The sequence below is a fragment of the Porphyrobacter sp. AAP60 genome (assembly GCF_001296025.1).
Classification (GTDB): Bacteria; Pseudomonadota; Alphaproteobacteria; order Sphingomonadales; family Sphingomonadaceae; genus Erythrobacter.
In genome coordinates this window covers 19374-35239 of record NZ_LJHV01000010.1, presented here as the reverse complement: position 1 = coordinate 35239, position 15866 = coordinate 19374, and the positions used below count along the sequence as shown (strand labels likewise).

Below are 15866 nucleotides of genomic sequence, written 5' to 3'. Positions count from 1 at the left end.
CGCATTCAAGCACTGCGAGCGTGCACAACGCGATCTATCCGAGCCTGACGGGCCGGAAAGTGATCGTCAGCGGCGGTGGCTCAGGGATCGGCGAAGCTGTGGTCGAAGCCTTCGTGCGGCAAGGTGCCGCCGTGGCTTTCGTCGACATTCAGGAAAGCCCGAGCGAGGATTTGATCCGGCGGCTGGCCGACGCGGAAATACCGCCGCACTTCATCTGCTGCGACATCACCGATTGCGATGATTACGGGCACAAGATCAACGGCCTGATCGAAAAGCTGGATGGCTGCGACGTGCTGATCAACAATGCCGCCAGCGATGATCGCCACGCTTTCGACGATGTCACCCCGGCCTATTGGGATGATCGGATGGCGGTGAACCTCAAGCACCAGTTCTTCGCTGCCAAGGCGGTGGTGCCCGCGATGCGGAAAGCGGGTGGCGGGTCGATCGTCAACATGGGATCGATCAGCTGGCATCTGGGGCTGAAGGATCTGGTGATCTACCAGACCGCCAAGGCCGCCATCGAAGGCCTGACCCGCAGCCTGGCGCGCGAATTGGGGCGCGACAATATCCGGGTCAACACCATCATCCCCGGCAACGTGCAGACCCCGCGCCAGATGAAATGGTATTCGCCCGAAGGCGAGGCGGAAATCGTTGCCGCGCAATGCCTTGATGGCCGCATCCAGCCGGTCGATATCGCCGCGATGGCGCTGTTCCTTGCCTCCGACGATGCGCGTTACTGCACCGCGCACAATTACTGGGTGGATGCCGGATGGAGATAAACCTGCCCGTCCGCCCGGTCCTCGCCGCTGACAGCAAGCTCGGCGAAGGGGTGCTGTGGGATGCGGAGCGCGGGATTGTCTGGTTCGTCGATATCAAGCGGCATCGCCTGTGGCATTATGATCCGGCAACCGGCAGCAATGCCTTTACGCAAGCGCCCGGCCAAATCGGTTGGGCGATCCCGGCAGAAGGCGGCTTGCTGCTATGCGGGCTGAAGGACGGGCTTTATACCTTTGATCCTGAAACCCAACGGTTCGACAAACTGGCCGATGTGCCGGGCGAGCCCGCGACCAACCGGCTCAACGATGCCTGCACCGATCCCTGGGGCCGGGTGTGGTTCGGATCGATGGACGATGCCGAAGGTGCCGCATCGGGCCGGTTCTATATGTTCGACCGCGGGGAAATCCGCGCGGCGGGGCCTGCAGGCATCGCGATCACCAATGGCCCTGCTGTAAACGCCCAAGGCGACCGCATTTATTTCACCGATACGACAGCACAAAAGATCATGGTCGCCGATCTTTCGCCCGCTGGTGTGGGCGAGGCGCGGTTGTTTGCCGATACCGGCGCGCTGTTCCCTTCGGCCTATCCCGATGGGCCGGTGGTGGATGCCGAGGATCACGTCTGGACGGGGCTTTACCTCGGCGGGCGTGTTGCGCGGTTTTCTCCCGATGGCGAACTGGTAGCGACGATTGCCATGCCAGCCCGCGACATCACCAAGATGGCTTTCGGCGGCGCGGTTCTGAGCACCGGCTATGTCACTTCGGCGACCAAGAACATGTCGGCTGACGACATGATTGCCTATCCCCACGCGGGCAGCCTGTTCGCCTTTGTGTCTCCGGTACCCGGGTTTGCCCAGACCCGCGCAAAGCTTGGCTGATGCGTTTGTTTTACAAGCGACTGGCAGCGACACTTGCGATCATCGCTCCGGTCAGTGCAGCCGCTGCGCCTGAGCTTGGTGCCGGCTATGGCGACAGCATGGTGCTGCAACAGGGGCAGCCGATCACCCTGTCGGGGCAAGGCCAGGCAGGCGGCAAGGTCACGGCAAGGCTGGGCGAGGCCGCCGCAAGCGCGGTCAAGGACGAGGCTGGCAACTTCACCCTTACCCTGCCCCCATTGCCCGCGAACGCCGCCCCGCAAACCCTGACGCTGACCGACGAGAGCGGGACGAAAACCTATGCCGATATCCTGATCGGCGATGTGTTCCTGTGCGCCGGACAATCCAACATGGAACTGCCGGTCACCCGCGCACTGGATGCCGATACCCAGCTGCGCCTCGCTGCAGATGACGGCATCCGGTTGCTGATGGTGCCCAAGGCGACCGCTGCATTGCCGCAGACCCGCTTTGCCGCGCCGGTTTCATGGAAATCCGCCACCAGTGACAGCGTCGCCAATTTTTCCGCCGCCTGCTTTTACATGGCCAAGGCATTGCGCGGGAAGGACGCGGCCACACCCATCGGCCTGATCCATTCCAACTGGGGCGGCAGCGCTGCGCGGGCATGGCTTGACCGCGAAGGCGTGCGCGCCTTGCACGGGGCCGCAGCGCTTGACCAGCTCGCGCTCTACGCCCGCGATCCCTACGCCGCGACGCAGGCTTTCGTGCCGAAGTGGTTCGATTGGTGGCGTGAACGCGATGGCGGACGCGAACCGTGGCGCAACCCGCAAAGCCTCGACTGGAAGCCGATTCCGCGCTTCTCGTTCTGGAACGAATGGACCGGCACCGGGCTGGATCGCAATCCGGTTGCCAATGTGTGGCTGCGCCAGACCTTCACACTTTCGCCGGAACAAGCCAAGGGCGAGGGCCAGCTCGCCATCGGCGCGATTGACGATCTTGATCTTACTTTCGTCAACGGTGCGGCGGTCGGCTACACCTTCGGCTGGGGGGTGGAACGAACCTATCGCGTGCCCGCAAAGCACCTGAAAGCGGGCGAGAACACCGTCCTGATCGCCGCGAACAACGCATGGGACAATGGCGGATTCTTCGCCGGGCCTGAACGGCTGCATTTCACCGCGGCCGATGGAACGCGAATCCCGCTGGGCGCGGACTGGAAATATGCGACAACGCCGGTTGCCGACGTGCCCCCGCGTGCACCGTGGGATGCCAATGCGGGTGTCGGCGTGATGCATAATGCGATGATCGCCCCGCTCAGCCTGATGCCGCTGGCGGGCGTAGCCTGGTATCAGGGGGAATCCGATGCAGGTCAGCCCGCCTATGATCGCAAGCTGGAAGCGCTGTTTGCCGGATGGCGGCGGCAGTTCGGCCCGCAGGCGCGGATGCTGGTGGTGCAACTGGCCGATTTCGGCGAACGCCGCAGCGCTCCGGGCGAATCCGGCTGGGCGCAATTGCGCGATGAACAGCGCCGCGCGGTCGCCGCCGATGGCAACGCCGCGCTGGTCACCGCGTTCGACCTTGGCGAACCGACCGATATCCACCCTGCCAACAAGAACGATCTGGGCAAGCGGTTGGCGCAGGCTTTCAATGGCCGCAGCCTGCCGATGCCGCAGCGCGCAGTGCTGGCGGGCGGGCAGGTCACCGTCAGTTTCAGCGGAATTGCAGGCGCGTTGCAGGCGCAGGGCGGCGCCTACCCCCTCGGGGTGGAACTGTGCGAAATCGCTCCCGGCACCTGCCGCTTCGTGCTGGCAAGGCTTGACGGCAGCCGCATTGTGATCCCGGTGCCCGAAGGGATGGCCCCCACACGCGTCCGCTATGCCTGGGCCGATGCGCCGGTCGTCAATCTGGTCGATGGCGACGGCATGCCTGTCCCCGGTTTCGGCCTTGATATTGCACGCTAAGGCTTGCGCGCCAGAACCTGCACCATCACAGCGCCGCGACAATGGACATGCCCCATCTGATCATCGAACACGGCGATTGGCGCGCGCTTATCCTGCCGCAAGCCGGCGGGCTGCTGGCAGCACTGGAATGCGGCGGCGTGCCGGTGCTGCGCGCCATGCCCGAAGGATCGACCGATCCGCTTGACGCCGCCTGCTTCCCCATGGTGCCGTGGTGCAACCGCATCGCCAGCGGGCTGTTTGCGTTGGCGGGCGAGCGCATCTCTCTTGCGCCCAATTTCCTGCCTGAACCCCACGCCATACACGGCCATGGCTGGCAATCGGCATGGGATGTAACCGTGGCAGAGGCAAGCCGCTGCACGCTGGTGCACCGCCATCATGGCACCGCACCGGGCTGGCCATGGGCCTATGAAGCGCGGCAGACAGTGGTGCTGGACGCAGCAGGCTGCACGATCACGCTGCTGCTGACCAATCACGCGGATATGCCAATGCCCGCAGGCCTCGGCCTCCACCCCTATCTGCGCCGCCGTCCGGAAAGCCGCGTGCGCTTTGCGGCAGGCAGCGTGGTGGCAGTGGGTGCGGATATGATCCCGACCGGCGAGCACTTGCCGCCTGCGCATTTCGGCGATTTCGCGGCGGCAGGCGGTACGAGCCTTCCCGCCGGATTGATCGACCACTGCTATGCCGAATGGGACGGCGCGGCGGTGCTGGAGGATGATCTCGGCACCATCACGCTGCACGCCAGCGGAGCGCCGCACCTACATCTCTATGCGCCCGAAACGCCCGATATCCTGTGCCTCGAACCCGTCAGCCACCTGCCCGACGCGGTGAATGCAGGCGGGATGCCATCTTGCGCGCCCGGCGAAACGATCAGCCTGAGCCTGCGCATCAGCGTCGCCTAAGGCGGCGGGGCAGTCACGCCTGCCGTCGCCTGCTTGACCGGCAGCATCAAGCCCTGATCAACATGGGTCAGGTGCTCCACCGTCACCACCCTCCGGCCGAGCGCGCCCTTGCGTTTTGCCGCGGTCGAGCGATCACGGATGATCGGGTTCGCGCCTCCGCGCAGGCTCCTCCGCTGCGAGCGGTGCCACAGCCAGCAGCGCAGCAAGGGTCAGTGCCCCTCCCCCGTCAGTGGTTATGCCTTGGCAGTTTCCTTGCCGTGCCGCGGTATTTGAGTGCGAAGTCCATCACGCCGCCCTCGCCCAACTGGCCGGTTTTCTCGCGGAACAGCTCTTCCCACGGGGTCTGGCTTTCGGGCACGGGCGGGCAGGTCTCCTCCGCCTTGCGCCGGGTGATTTCGGCCTCGTCCACCAGCGCATCGCAGCGCCGCGTGTTCAGATCAACCCGGATGATATCGCCCGTCCGCAGCCACGATAATCCCCCGCCAACCGCGCTTTCGGGGCTGACGTTGAGGATCGACGGGCTGTCGCTCGTCCCCGATTGCCGCCCGTCGCCCAGCGTCGGCAGCCATTGCTTGCCAGCACGGATCATCGCATCGGGCGGCTGCATGTTGACCACCTCCGCGCTGCCCGGCCAGCCGATCACGCCCGATCCGCGGATCACCAGAATGCAATCCTCGTCGATGTTGAGGGCGGGGTCATTGATGCGGTGATGGTAATCGTCCGAACCGTCGAACACGATGGCGCGGGCTTCGAACACGCCGTCCATACCTGGGCGCGAGAGATATCTGGCGCGGAAGGCATCGGAAATCACCGAGGTCTTCAGAATCGCGAAATCGAACAGGTTGCCAGACAGCACCATGAAGCCCGCCCTGTCGATCAGCGGTTCGGCAAAGGGCCGGATCATTTCGCGATCATGGCTTTCGGCTCCGGCAAGATTTTCGGCCATCGTGGCGCCAGTGCAGGTGATGCAATCGCCGTTGAGCCTGCCCGCCTGCATCAATTCCCACATCGCCGCAGGCACGCCGCCTGCACGGTGGAAGCGTTCGCCAAGATATTGTCCGGCGGGCTGCATGTTGACCAGCAGCGGCAGATCATAGCCATGGGTCTGCCAGATGCCGGTTTCCAGTTCTACACCAGCGTGCGCGGCCATCGCCTGGATATGCGGCTGCGCATTGGACGATCCGCCGATCACGCTGACGGTGGCAATCGCGTTCTCGAACGCGGCGCGCGTCAGGATGTCCGAAGGCTTGAGGTCTTCGAGCACCATTTCGACGATCCGCTTACCCGTGCGATAGGCCATCTGCCCGCGTTCACGATAGGGCGCGGGGATCGCCGCGCAGCCGGTGAGCGACAGGCCGAGCGCTTCGGCGACCGCGTTCATCGTGCTGGCCGTGCCCATCGAATTGCAGTGCCCGGCAGATGGCGCGCTGCCAGTGGCGCGGCGGAGAAATTCGTCCTCGTCAATCTCGCCCGCCGCCAGTTTGCGGCGGCTGCGCCAGATCACCGTACCGCTGCCGACCAGCTCGCCTTCGTGCCAGCCATCCAGCATCGGCCCGCCGGAAAGCACGATAGCGGGAATATCGACTGTGCTCGCCGCCATGATCTGGCTCGGCGTGGTCTTGTCGCAGCCGGTGGTCAGCACCACGCCATCAATCGGGTAGCCGTTGAGCAGCTCCACCAGCCCCAGATACAGCAGGTTGCGATCCAGCGCGGCGGTGGGCCGGCGGCAGTTTTCGAAGATCGGGTGAACCGGAAATTCGATCGGGATACCGCCAGCATCGCGGATGCCGTCACGCGTGCGCTTGGCCAGATCGATGTGGATGCGGTTGCAGGGGGAAAGGTCACTCCCCGATTGCGCAATGCCGATGATCGGCTTGCCGCTTTGCAACTCTTCGGGCGTGATCCCGTAATTCATGAACCGCTCGAGATAGAGCGCGGTCATATCCATCCGCTCACGATTGTCGAACCAGTCGCGCGAACGCAGGCGGCGGGGTGTGGGTGTTTCGGTCATGGACTCGCTGGTGGTTTGTTGAACGAGGCGGCAAGGCTGGGCCCTGCATCGGAATTGCGGCGGATCAGCTGATAGGCGAGTGTCAGCTGCTCGGCCTTGGCCCGCAAGGTGCGCGGCTTCTGCTTGTGCACCCGCGCGATCATCGCCACCGCTTCCGCCGTCATCTCGCGGATCGGCTGGCGGATGGTGGTGAGTTCAGGCCAGATCGAGCTGGCAAGCTCGGTATCATCGAAGCCGCAGACTGTGATGTCGTTGGGCACATCCAGATGCCGCCGGTGCGCCATCGCCACGGTGGCAGCGGCCATATCGTCGTTGGATGCGAAGATCGCCGTGGGACGATGCGCCGCGCCCAGCAGCTTTTCGGCGGCGACCATGCCCGAACGATAGGTAAACTGGCCCTGCGCGATCAGCGTTTCATCAACCGCCAGCCCGGCATCAGTCATCGCCGAACGATAACCTTCGAGCCGCTGGCCGCTGGCCACCTGTTCGGGGTTGCCGATGATGAACCCGATCCGTTCATGCCCCAGCCCGATAATGTGCCGGGTCATGTCGTAGGCAGCCTGGAACTCGTCGATCAGCACCGCGCCGTGGCTGCCCGATGCGCGACCGGGGCCAACCGCAACGGCAATGCCGCCAGCCGCCCGGATCTGGTCAAGCACGCTTTGATCGTCGCACAGCGGCGGCGGCAGGATGAAGCCTTCGATCCCGCCATCCAGCAGCTTGCGGATGACGCCGTAAGCCTCGTTCACGGTCTCGCAGCTTTGCACCACCAGATAGATATCGCGGCGGCTCGCCTCTTCCAGCGCGCCCATCAGGAATTCGCTGAGGTAGGAGGCGGACGGATTATCGAACAACAGCGCAATCCGCAGCTGCGATCCTGCCGCCAGCGATCGCGCAGCGCGGTTGGGCACATAATTGAGCTTGGCAATCGCGCCGAGCACCTTCTGCTTGGTGTCCTCGCGCACGTTTTCCTCGCCATTGATGACGCGGCTGACAGTCATCGGCGAACATTGCGCCTCGCGCGCGACATCGGTGATAGTCGGGGCGGCGTTGCTGCGGCGGGCACTGCGTTTGCGGGCGGCGGCGGGTTCTGGCTTGGTGCTCATGGTCACGGCCATACTGCCATGCCCCGATTGTCAGCAAGCGCGATGATAGGCGCTACCATTTGCGGCATCATTGTCCGGGTGCCTCCGGAAAGGTGCGGCGCTGGTAATCAGCCAGACTTTCGGGGATCGGCGTGGCACCTGCGGGCAGCGCAAGGCCGTGGAGCGATTGCCAATAGGCGAGCGAGGCGTCACGCCACCAGCGGGCTTCGGCCTGCTGGATAGCGAGATTTTCAGCCACGGCGCGATGGCGCTGCGCATCGATGTGCGGGGCGAGAGCCTGCCAATCGCGGGCCATGGCATCGACCGCAGCCACCCCGGCATCATATTCGTGCACCATCTCGGCCCACAAGGTGCGTCCCGATGGCATCGCCTGATTCCAGCCGACGCGGTGGAACCACAGCAGGTAGCGCGGGTCGATTGTCGCAAGGTCGGCCCATCGCGCCGCGACTTGGGGCGCATATTGCGCCAGTGCGCCCGAACCGCGCGCCGTGCGATCAAACCCGATCCCTTCGCTGTCGGCGCGGTGATAATAACACGGGTTCCAGTCGGGCCGCGCCAGATCGCATACCCATGGGCCAGGGCCGTAATGGTGGCCGGTGTCCATCACATGCGCGAGGCCCAGCGGGGTCATATACCGCACCACCGCCTCGCGGCTGCCCAGCATCATCGCGGTGATGGTATCCAGCGCCTGCGGATCACGGGTAAAGGTTTGCGCCGCCCATTCGCGGGCGATAGCCTCGGCAGGCAGAGCCGGATTCCAAGCCAGCCGCCCGAAGGCATACCAGTTGGCCTGATCGAAATCCGATCCCGTCCAGTTGCGATCCGATCCGGCGTTAGCGACCCCGGCCATGCCCGCAGGCGCCACGATTTGCGCGACAGTACCGCCCCGCCCCGTATCGGCGTCCAGCACATCTTTCCACAGCGGCCCGAGGAAGGCGAGGTGGCTGGCGAACCCCAGATATTCCTTGGTGATCTGCCCTTCGAACATCAGCCTGGTTTCGGGCATCGCCCCGAACAGCGGGTGAAACGGCTCGCGCGGCTGGAAATCGAGCGGGCCGTTCTTGACCTGCACAATCACGTTGTCCGCAAATTGCCCGTCGAGCGGCACGAACTCGGCATAGGCCTGCATCGTCCGGTCGGTGCTGTCTTGCGCCTTGTAGACGAAGGCCCGCCAGATCACCGTCCCCCTGTCGCCGAGCGCGGCGGCGAGCATGTTGGCACCATCGGCATGGCTGCGGCCATAGTCCTGCGGGCCGGGCTGGCCTTCGGAATTGGCCTTGACCAGAAAACCGCCGAAATCGGGGATGGCGGCGTAAATTTCGTCCGCCTTGGCCTGCCACCATGCCGCCACTGCCGGATCGAGCGGGTCGGCGGTGGCCAACCCGCCAATGTCGCGCGGGGCAGAGAAGCGGGCCGAGAGATAGACGCGGATGCCATAGGGCCGCCACGCGTCCGCCAGCCGCTTGAGCTTGGCGATGTAACGGGCCTCAAGCATGAAGGCGCGGGCGTTGACGTTGTTCACCACCACGCCGTTGATGCCCACGCTCGCATTGGCGCGGGCGTAATCGATCATCCGCTGATCGAGCCTTTCGGGCAGATGCCACCAATCGAAGATGGATCGCCCCGCATAGCCGCGCTCGACATGCCCGTCGGGATTGTCCCAATGGTTGAGCATCCGCAGCGGCATCACTGGCGCTTCGTCGAGCGCCAGTGTCGCGGGATCGGCGCCCTGCTCCAGCGCGCGCAGAATCGCATGGCTCGCGTAGAGGCAACCAATCGGCGCTCCGGCGGCAATGCGCATGCGACTGACGTCCGACGTGACGCGAAAGGCACCGTCCGTGGCGATGGCCGGATCATCGCAATCGAACTGGAAGGCGGCCATGGAAGGTTCGGCGAACCCGATCGCCCCGTCGCCGAGCAGTGCGTCGACACCGAGGCGCAGCTCGTTTGCGGCCAATGCAGCGGTAGGATTATCGGGCAGATCGATACTTACCGACCCGGCAAATCCGTCCAGCCGAGCCAGCGCCTCGCCTTCGAGCGGCGCATGGCGCAGCCACAGGGCATAGCCATCCTCGGCGCGCACAGGGGCACCGGCCAACGCCGCTACCCCCAAAGCGCCAGCCAGCATCGCAAGCCGGTTGACAAGGCCTCTCCCTCTCATCATGGTAGCGCTACCACAAACGCGGTGACAGTCAAGCAATCGCGTAGAGGAGAGGGGAATACCATGTTCGGGATCAAGCGGGCAGCCCTGGCGGCTGGCGTGTGTCTGGCGGCGTTCAATCTGGCCCTGGTGCCGGCGGTTCAGGCGCAAGAGGTTGCGGTGGAACGGGCGATGAAAGATGCGCCGTACTGGAACGCGGCCTTGCCGGTTGAACAGCGGGTCGCCGATCTGATGGCGCGCATGACGCTGGAAGAAAAGATCGCGCAGATCATCACCATCTGGGACAGCAAGGCCGAAATCCAGGGCGCTGGTGACGTGTTCGATCCCGCCAAGGCATCGGCGAAATTCCCCGACGGGATCGGCCAGATTGCCCGCCCCTCTGACCGGCAGGGGCCATCCAGCCCGCGCCAGGTGCCGCGCCGCAATATCGAAGACAGCATCCAGTATGTAATCGATGCGCAGCGCTGGGCGATGGAAAATACCCGGCTCGGCATCCCCGTCCTGTTTCACGAAGAATCACTCCACGGCTTTGCGGCGAAGGATGCCACCGCCTTCCCGCAATCCATCGGCCTTGCCAGCACCTGGGACCCCGATCTCGTCCGCGAGATCAATTCCCTGATCGCTGACGAGGTGCGCGCGCGCGGCATCCACATGGTCCTCTCTCCCGTGGTGGATGTCGCGCGCGATCCGCGCTGGGGCCGAATCGAGGAAACCTTCGGCGAAGACCCCTACCTTGTTGGCGAGATGGGTGTTGCATCGGTCGAAGGGCTGACCGGCACCGGTACCGACCGCAAGCTGCGCCCGGGCAAGGTGATGGCCACGCTCAAGCACATGACCGGCCACGGCCAGCCCGAAAGCGGCACCAATGTCGGCCCGGCACAGATCAGCGAACGCACCTTACGCGAAATGTTCTTCCCGCCGTTCGAACAGGTGGTGAAGCGCACCGCGATCGATGCGGTGATGGCGAGCTATAATGAAATCGACGGCATCCCCAGCCATGCCAACAGCTGGCTGCTGGGCGATGTGCTGCGCGGCGAGTGGGGCTTCAGGGGCGCGGTGGTTTCCGATTACTACGCGATCGAGGATATGGCGCGCCTGCACAACATCGCCCCTGACAATGCCCGCGCGGGCGAGATCGCGTTGCTGGCCGGTGTCGATGTCGATCTGCCCGAAGGTGCGGGCTTCAAGGATCTGGCCGTGAGCGTGCGCGAAGGCCGCGTGCCGATGGCGGCAGTGGACACGGCCGTGCAGCGCTTCCTGACCATGAAGTTCAACGCCGGGCTGTTCGACAATCCCTGGCCCGATCTGGCGAAGGCGCAAACCTCCAACGGGCGCGAAGGCGTCGCACTGGCACGGCTGGCGGCGGAAAAATCGCTGGTGCTGCTCAAGAACAATGGTGCGCTGCCACTGGCGCTGCCCGAAACCGGCAAGAAACCGACCATCGCGGTGATCGGCCCCAATGCCGATGTCGCGCGGTTGGGCGGCTATTACGGCGAACCGCGTGCCAGCGTGACCCCGCTGCAAGGCATCCGCGCCGCCGTGGGCGACAAGGCGAATGTCGTCCACGCGATGGGTGTCGAGATCGTCAAGGGCGATAGCGACTGGTGGGATGACGAGGTCGAACTGGGCGACCCAGCCGAGAACCGCCGCCGCATTTCGCAGGCCGTGGAAGTTGCCAAGAAAGCCGATACCATCGTGCTGTTCATCGGCGACACCGAAAAGACCAGCCGCGAAGGCTGGGCTGCCGGCCACCTTGGCGACCGCACCAGCCTTGATCTGGTGGGCGAGCAGAACGAACTGTTCACAGCGCTCAAGGCGCTTGGCAAGCCGGTGGTCGCGGTGCTCGTCAATGGCCGCCCGCCCAGCTACCCCACCATCGCGGCAGAGGCCGATGCGATCCTTGAAACATGGTATGCGGGCGAACAGCAGGGCACCGCGATTGCCGATGCGCTGATCGGCAAGGTCAATCCCGGCGGCAAGCTGCCGGTATCGGTCGCCCGCAACGTCGGCCAGCTGCCGATGTTCTACAACCATAAGCCGAGCGCGCGGCGCGGATACCTGTTTGACGAGGTGACCCCGCTTTTCCCGTTCGGTCACGGATTGTCCTACACCACCTTCACGCTGGGCGCGCCGCAGCTTTCTTCGGCAACGATCAAGGCGGGCCAGAGCGTGACGGTGACGGTGCCGGTCACCAACAGCGGCAAGCGCGCCGGTGACGAGGTGGTGCAGGTGTACCTGCGCGACGAACTCAGCTCGGTGACACGTCCGGTCAAGGAACTGGTTGGCTTCAAGCGCATCACGCTGGCCCCTGGCGAAACCCGCAATGTCACTGTGACCATCGAACCGCGCGCTTTCATGATGTGGAATACCGCGATGGAGCAGGTGATCGAACCGGGCGCTTTCACGATCATGACCGGCGCGAATTCGGCAGAGGTGCAGAACGTTACCTTGACGGTGACGCCGTGAACCTCTCCCGCCGCAATGCGCTTGGCCTGATGGCAGGCGGCAGCCTTGCTGCACTGGCGCTGGCGGCGGGGCCGGCGGCATTCGCGCAGGGCCGCCCAGTCTACAAGGATGCCGCCGCCCCCATCCCGCTGCGGGTCGCGGATCTGATGGCGCGCATGACGCTGGAAGAAAAGGTCGCGCATATCCGCACGGCCTGGGCGGCGAAGGGCGATATGATCGATGACCTCGCCTTCAACCCGGCCAAGGCCAGCGCCGCCTTCCCCGACGGGATCGGCCATGTCACCCGCCCCAGTGACAAGCGCGGCGTGCCCGGCATCACCGGAGCAGCGGGCGGCACGGCGGCGCGCTGGCGCACGCCTGCCGAAACAGTCGCTTTCATCAACGCGCTGCAACGCTGGGCGGTGGAGGACACCCGCCTCGGCATCCCGGTGCTGCTGCACGAGGAATCGCTTCACGGCTACATGGCGACCGAGGCCACCATGTTCCCGCAGGCGATTGCACTGGCGGGATCGTTCGATCTCGATCTGATGCGCCGCGTCCAGTCAGTCACTGCGCGCGAGGTGCGCGCACGCGGGGTGCCGCTGGTGCTCAGCCCGGTGGTCGATATCGTGCGCGATCCGCGCTGGGGCCGGATCGAGGAGACGTGGGGCGAAGACCCCTATCTCGCCGCCGAAATGGGCGTTGCTGCGGTCGAAGGCCTGCAGGGGCCGGGCAAGTTTGAACGGCTGGCAGACGGCAAAGTCTTCGCCACGCTCAAGCACATGACCGGCCACGGCCAGCCCGAAAGCGGTAACAACGTTGCACCTGCCCAGCTTTCGGAACGCGAACTGCGCGAGAATTTCTTCCCGCCGTTCCGTGAAGTCGTGCGCCGCACCTCCATCGGCGCGGTGATGCCGAGCTATAACGAGATCGACGGGGTGCCGAGCCATGCCAATGTCTGGCTGCTGGGCGAGGTTTTGCGCGGCGAATGGGCCTTCGATGGCATCATCGCCAGCGATTACGGCGGTGTCCATGAACTCGCCACGCTGCACCATGTCGCCCGCGATCTGGAAGATGCCGCGCATCAGGCCTTGCTGGCCGGTGTGGATAGCGAACTGCCCGAAGGCATGGCCTTTGCCACGCTGACCGAAGCCGTGCGTGCGGGCCGCATTCCGCAAGCGCTGATCGATACGGCATGCGCCCGGATGCTGGCGTTCAAATTCCGCTGCGGCCTGTTCGAAAACCCTTATGGCGATGCTGCGCTGGCATCAGCCATCACCGGCAATGACGAAGCGCGCGCACTTGCGCTGGAGGCAGCACGCAAGGGCGTGTGCCTGCTCACCAACAAGGATGGCGCGCTGCCACTCGACCGCGAGACCATGGGCCGCGTGGCCGTGATCGGGCCGAACCATGCGATTGCCCGGCTGGGCGGCTATTCCAGCGTGCCCAAACAGGCCTTCAGCCTGATCGAAGGGCTGCGCGCCATCGCGCCAGAGGCTGACTTCGTCACCGCGCAAGGTGTCTTCATCACCACCAGCGAAGACCGCTCGGCAGACGAGATCACGCTCGCCGACCGCACCGAAAACCTGCGCTTGATTGCAGAGGCGGTGGAAGTGGCGAAAACCGCGGACACCATCATCCTCGCCATCGGCGACACAGAACAGACCAGCCGCGAAGGTTTCGCCAAGAACCACCTCGGCGACCGCACCAGTATCGACATTCTCGGCGAGCAAAACGAACTCGTCGATGCACTTGCCGCGCTGGGCAAGCCGCTGATCATCGCCGCCTACAATGGTCGCCCGCCAAGCTGGCCCAATGTGATCGCAAAAGCCGACGCGGTGCTGGAATGCTGGTATCCCGGGCAAGAAGGCGGCGTAGCTGTCGCGGAAGCGCTGCTGGGTGACGTCAATCCCGGTGCCAAATTGCCGGTAACGGTAGTGCGCAATGCCGGGCAGGTGCCGTTCTTCTACAACCACAAGCCGAGCGCGCGGCGCGGATACTTGTTCGATGACAAGGCACCGCTGTTCGCCTTCGGGCACGGGCTGTCCTACACCACTTTCGCCATTTCGCCGCCGCGTGCCGCCAAACAGCGCTTTAGCCGCGATGAAGATATCACTGCCGAAGTCACTGTGACCAATACGGGCACGCGGGCGGGTGACGAGGTTGTGCAGCTTTACATTACCCGCACCAATCTATCCGTCAGTCGCCCGGTGCTCGAACTCAAGGGGTTCGAACGGGTCACGCTGCAACCGGGCGAGGCGCGCACGCTGACCTTCCGCATACCGGCGCGGCAATTGGCGATCTGGAACGATGCGCTGGAGGAGGTCAACGAACCCGGCCCCGTCATGCTGCACGCTGGCGGCAGTTCCGACACACTTTCATCGACCCTCGTGGAGATCATCTGAGATGAGTACGGATTTCAGCATTTCCCGCCGTGCGGCGCTTGCCGGGCTTGCGGCCATCCCGCTGGTGGGGTGTGGCAGCGGATCGACCGGCAGCACCGCCGCGCCTGTCAGCACGCCGCCCTCGCCCACCCCGCCCACGTCAGGCGTGCCGCAGCCCGGCCTCAACGCCATCGCCGCACGCGGCGGGCGCAAGTTCGGCAGCGCCATCGCCTCGACGCCGGGCAACACCAACGCCGGATCGATCCAGAACCCGGCCTATACCGCGATCATCAAGGGCGAATGCGGCCTCGTTGTCGCTGAAAACGAGATGAAGTGGCAGGCGCTGCGCCCCTCGCCCACGGCCTATACCTTCGACCGGATGGACGAGATCGTGCGCTGGGCGCAGGAAAACAGTCTTGCTGTGCGTGGGCACACGCTGCTGTGGCATCGCCCGCAATGGTTCCCGAACTGGCTCAACACCTATGATTACGGCGCCAATCCGGTGCGCGAGGCCGAACGCCTGCTGACCGAGCATATCCAGACGGTCACGCGCCGTTACAAGGGTGTGATCACCAGCTACGACGTGGTCAACGAGGCGATCGACCATGATCGCAACGCCCCGATCGAAACCAGCATGAGCCGCGCCATGGGCAGCCCCGAAGCCGTGCTCGACCTCGCCTTCCATACGGCCCGCGCCGAACTGCCCGACGGGCAACTGGTCTACAACGACTACATGAGCTGGGAACCGCAGCATCGCGAGCATGTCACCGATGTGCTGCGCCTGCTCGAAGGCTTCCGCAAACGCGGCACGCCGGTCGATGCGCTGGGTATCCAGTCGCATATCGAAATGTTCGCCATCGATCCTGCCACCGGCGTCGGCCCCTTTGCCGAACGCGAATGGCGCAGCTTTCTCGATGAAGTGACCGGCATGGGATACCGCCTGCTGATCACCGAGTTCGATGTGAAGGACAAGGCGCTGCCCGCCAATATCGCGCAGCGTGACGAGAAGGTCGCAGACTTCTCGCGGCGCTACTTCGATCTGATGTTCGATTACGATGCGCACCTTGATGATGTGCTGGCCTGGGGCATGGTTGATCGGTTCAACTGGCTGCAGGGTTTCGATCCCGCCAAGCGCGCCGACGGGCAGGAAGTGCGCGGGACGCCTTACGATTCCCAATACCGCGCCAAGCCGATGCGCACCGCACTGGCCGACGCGATAAGCGCTGCTGGCTGATTTTCTCTCTCTCCAGCACGTTGCCTGAGGGCCGGAGCCACGCGCTCCGGCCCTTTTTT

Annotated in this window: 11 protein-coding genes; 7 read left to right on the top strand and 4 right to left on the bottom strand. The window is 64.7% G+C overall.

Features of this window, described 5'->3' with window-relative positions:
* The first annotated feature begins 20 nt into the window (after window positions 1-20).
* The 4 genes from IP79_RS09900 to IP79_RS09885 are packed head-to-tail and all read left to right on the top strand — an operon-like array spanning window position 21 to window position 4466.
* Entirely contained in the window at window positions 21-779 is a 759-nt protein-coding gene (locus tag IP79_RS09900) for an SDR family NAD(P)-dependent oxidoreductase (RefSeq protein ID WP_054119143.1), read from the top strand.
* The gene (locus IP79_RS09895; protein ID WP_054119142.1) at window positions 770-1654 is read left to right on the top strand and encodes an SMP-30/gluconolactonase/LRE family protein; all 885 of its coding nucleotides are present in this window, start codon (window positions 770-772) and stop codon (window positions 1652-1654) included. Before IP79_RS09900 ends, IP79_RS09895 begins: the two co-directional genes overlap by 10 nt.
* A complete protein-coding gene (locus IP79_RS09890) occupies window positions 1654-3567 on the top strand; it encodes a sialate O-acetylesterase (protein WP_054119141.1) in 1914 nt (637 codons plus the stop codon). Before IP79_RS09895 ends, IP79_RS09890 begins: the two co-directional genes overlap by 1 nt.
* 41 nt (window positions 3568-3608) lie before the next feature.
* Window positions 3609-4466: an aldose 1-epimerase gene (locus IP79_RS09885; protein ID WP_054119140.1), complete on the top strand. Its 858-nt coding sequence runs from the start codon at window positions 3609-3611 to the stop codon at window positions 4464-4466.
* Here the strand turns inward: IP79_RS09885 and IP79_RS09880 are convergent.
* The 4 genes from IP79_RS09880 to IP79_RS09865 all read right to left on the bottom strand — a co-directional run bounded on the left by IP79_RS09880 (window position 4463) and on the right by IP79_RS09865 (window position 9747).
* Window positions 4463-4672 carry a hypothetical protein gene (locus tag IP79_RS09880; protein WP_054119139.1) on the bottom strand — a complete coding sequence of 70 codons (210 nt, stop codon included), beginning with the start codon at window positions 4670-4672 and terminating at the stop codon, window positions 4463-4465. The two genes, IP79_RS09885 and IP79_RS09880, sit on opposite strands and share 4 nt — an antisense overlap.
* 20 nt (window positions 4673-4692) lie before the next feature.
* Window positions 4693-6477, bottom strand: coding sequence for an IlvD/Edd family dehydratase (locus IP79_RS09875; protein ID WP_054119138.1), 1785 nt, complete (start codon window positions 6475-6477; stop codon window positions 4693-4695).
* Window positions 6474-7583, bottom strand: coding sequence for a LacI family DNA-binding transcriptional regulator (locus tag IP79_RS09870; RefSeq protein WP_054119239.1), 1110 nt, complete (start codon window positions 7581-7583; stop codon window positions 6474-6476). The genes IP79_RS09875 and IP79_RS09870 overlap by 4 nt, the downstream gene beginning before the upstream one ends.
* Window positions 7584-7650: 67 nt before the next feature.
* Window positions 7651-9747, bottom strand: coding sequence for an alpha-glucuronidase (locus IP79_RS09865; RefSeq protein WP_082337153.1), 2097 nt, complete (start codon window positions 9745-9747; stop codon window positions 7651-7653).
* A 60-nt stretch (window positions 9748-9807) separates the two neighbouring features.
* Between IP79_RS09865 and IP79_RS09860 the strand changes: the two genes are divergently transcribed.
* Genes IP79_RS09860 through IP79_RS09850 form a run of 3 tightly spaced genes read left to right on the top strand, consistent with a single transcriptional unit; the run spans window position 9808 to window position 15807 of the window.
* Window positions 9808-12210 carry a glycoside hydrolase family 3 N-terminal domain-containing protein gene (locus tag IP79_RS09860; RefSeq protein WP_420705627.1) on the top strand — a complete coding sequence of 801 codons (2403 nt, stop codon included), beginning with the start codon at window positions 9808-9810 and terminating at the stop codon, window positions 12208-12210.
* A gap of 29 nt (window positions 12211-12239) precedes the next feature.
* Window positions 12240-14594, top strand: coding sequence for a glycoside hydrolase family 3 N-terminal domain-containing protein (locus IP79_RS09855; RefSeq protein WP_054119136.1), 2355 nt, complete (start codon window positions 12240-12242; stop codon window positions 14592-14594).
* 1 nt (window position 14595) lies between these two features.
* Window positions 14596-15807, top strand: coding sequence for an endo-1,4-beta-xylanase (locus IP79_RS09850; RefSeq protein ID WP_054119135.1), 1212 nt, complete (start codon window positions 14596-14598; stop codon window positions 15805-15807).
* Window positions 15808-15866 lie beyond the last annotated feature (59 nt).

What these genes read in the sequence shown, in the direction of transcription:
- IP79_RS09885 (WP_054119140.1), top strand. Translation starts at nt 3,609, where the DNA reads ATGGACATGCCCCATCTGATCATCGAACACGGCGATTGGCGCGCGCTT.
- IP79_RS09850 (WP_054119135.1), top strand. Translation starts at nt 14,596, where the DNA reads ATGAGTACGGATTTCAGCATTTCCCGCCGTGCGGCGCTTGCCGGGCTT.
- IP79_RS09875 (WP_054119138.1), bottom strand. Translation starts at nt 6,477, where the DNA reads ATGACCGAAACACCCACACCCCGCCGCCTGCGTTCGCGCGACTGGTTC.
- IP79_RS09860 (WP_420705627.1), top strand. Translation starts at nt 9,808, where the DNA reads ATGTTCGGGATCAAGCGGGCAGCCCTGGCGGCTGGCGTGTGTCTGGCG.
- IP79_RS09890 (WP_054119141.1), top strand. Translation starts at nt 1,654, where the DNA reads ATGCGTTTGTTTTACAAGCGACTGGCAGCGACACTTGCGATCATCGCT.
- IP79_RS09870 (WP_054119239.1), bottom strand. Translation starts at nt 7,583, where the DNA reads ATGAGCACCAAGCCAGAACCCGCCGCCGCCCGCAAACGCAGTGCCCGC.
- IP79_RS09895 (WP_054119142.1), top strand. Translation starts at nt 770, where the DNA reads ATGGAGATAAACCTGCCCGTCCGCCCGGTCCTCGCCGCTGACAGCAAG.
- IP79_RS09865 (WP_082337153.1), bottom strand. Translation starts at nt 9,747, where the DNA reads ATGATGAGAGGGAGAGGCCTTGTCAACCGGCTTGCGATGCTGGCTGGC.
- IP79_RS09855 (WP_054119136.1), top strand. Translation starts at nt 12,240, where the DNA reads ATGGCAGGCGGCAGCCTTGCTGCACTGGCGCTGGCGGCGGGGCCGGCG.